We start from the raw sequence: 1,724 nt of genomic DNA on the forward strand, positions 1-1,724 counted from the left end.
TATGGGCGGCCCCCCCCCCCCCCGCCCCCCCCCCCCCCGCGGGCCCCCCCCCCCCGCGCCGCCCCGCCACCCGGTCCGGGCGGCGCCCGACGTCGCGAGGAGACACCAGAGCATGACGGTCTACCAGCCCCCCGGCACGCCCGGCAGCATCGTCGCCTACCGCTCCCGGTACGAGCACTGGATCGGCGGCGGCTGGACCCCGCCGGTGCGCGGCGAGTACTTCGGCGACCCGACCCCGGTCACCGGCGAGGTGTTCACCGAAGTCGCCCGCGGCACCGCCGAGGACATCGAGGCCGCGCTGGACGCGGCCCACGCCGCCGCCCCCGGCTGGGGCCGCACCCCGCCCGCCGAGCGGGCCCAGGCGCTGCTGCGGATCGCCGACCGGATGGAGGCGAACCTGGAGCGGCTGGCCGTCGCGGAGAGCTGGGAGAACGGCAAGCCGGTGCGCGAGACGCTGGCCGCCGACCTCCCGCTCGCGGTCGACCACCTGCGCTACTTCGCGGGCGCGCTGCGCGCCCAGGAGGGCGGCCTGTCCCAGCTGGACGAGGACACCGTGGCGTACCACTTCCACGAGCCGCTGGGCGTGGTCGGCCAGATCATCCCGTGGAACTTCCCGATCCTGATGGCGATCTGGAAGCTCGCACCGGCGCTCGCGGCCGGCAACGCGGTGGTGCTCAAGCCCGCCGAGCAGACCCCGGCCTCGGTGCTGCTGTGGGCCGAGCTGACCGCCGACCTGCTGCCGCCCGGCGTGGTCAACATCGTCACCGGCTTCGGCGAGGAGGCCGGCGCCCCGCTGGCCTCCAGCAACCGCATCCGCAAGATCGCCTTCACCGGCGAGACCACCACCGGCCGGCTCATCGCCCGCTACGCCAGCGACAACCTGATCCCGGTCTCGCTGGAACTCGGCGGCAAGAGCCCCAACCTGTTCTTCGCGGACGTCGCCGACGCCTCGGACGCCTTCTACGACAAGGCGGTCGAGGGCTTCGCGATGTTCGCCCTCAACCAGGGCGAGGTGTGCACCTGCCCCAGCCGGGCGCTGATCCAGTCCTCGGTCTACGAGCGGCTGCTCGCCGACGGCCTGGAGCGGGTGCGCGCGATGCGCCAGGGCGACCCGCTGGACACCGAGACCCAGGTCGGCGCCCAGGCCAGCGCCGAACAGCTGAAGAAGATCCTCTCCTACTTCGAGATCGGCCAGGCCGAGGGCGCCAAGCTGCTGGCCGGCGGCGAGCGGGCCGACCTCGGCGGCGCCCTGGCCGGCGGGTACTACGTGACGCCGACGGTGTTCGAGGGCGTCAACAGCATGCGGGTCTTCCAGGAGGAGATCTTCGGCCCGGTCGTCTCGGTCACCCGCTTCGAGGACTTCGCCGAGGCGATCACCCTCGCCAACGACACCCAGTACGGGCTCGGCGCGGGCGTCTGGACCCGCAACCTCAACACCGCCCACCGCGCCGGGCGCGCCATCCAGGCCGGCCGGGTGTGGACCAACTGCTTCCACGCCTACCCCGCCCACGCGGCCTTCGGCGGCTACAAGAACTCCGGCATCGGCCGGGAGAACCACAAGGCGCTGCTGGAGCACTACCAGCAGACCAAGAACCTGCTGGTCAGCTACTCCCCGGACGCGGTGGGCCTCTTCTAGCCGGGCCGCGGCCCGCACGAAACACGGAACGCGGAACCAGGAACCACATAAACACGGAGCGGGAGGCCGGTCCCGGCCTCCCGCTCCG

At 73.3% G+C, this 1,724-nt stretch carries 1 protein-coding gene; it reads left to right on the forward strand.

What is annotated here, in order from left to right:
• The first annotated feature begins 112 nt into the window (after positions 1-112).
• Positions 113-1,636, forward strand: a complete 1,524-nt coding sequence (locus tag ACFV61_RS35890; RefSeq protein ID WP_063350120.1) for an aldehyde dehydrogenase family protein — start codon at positions 113-115, stop codon at positions 1,634-1,636.
• Positions 1,637-1,724: the final 88 nt, after the last annotated feature.

The organism is Kitasatospora sp. NPDC059817 (genome assembly GCF_042731835.1).
Taxonomy (GTDB): Bacteria; Actinomycetota; Actinomycetes; order Streptomycetales; family Streptomycetaceae; genus Kitasatospora.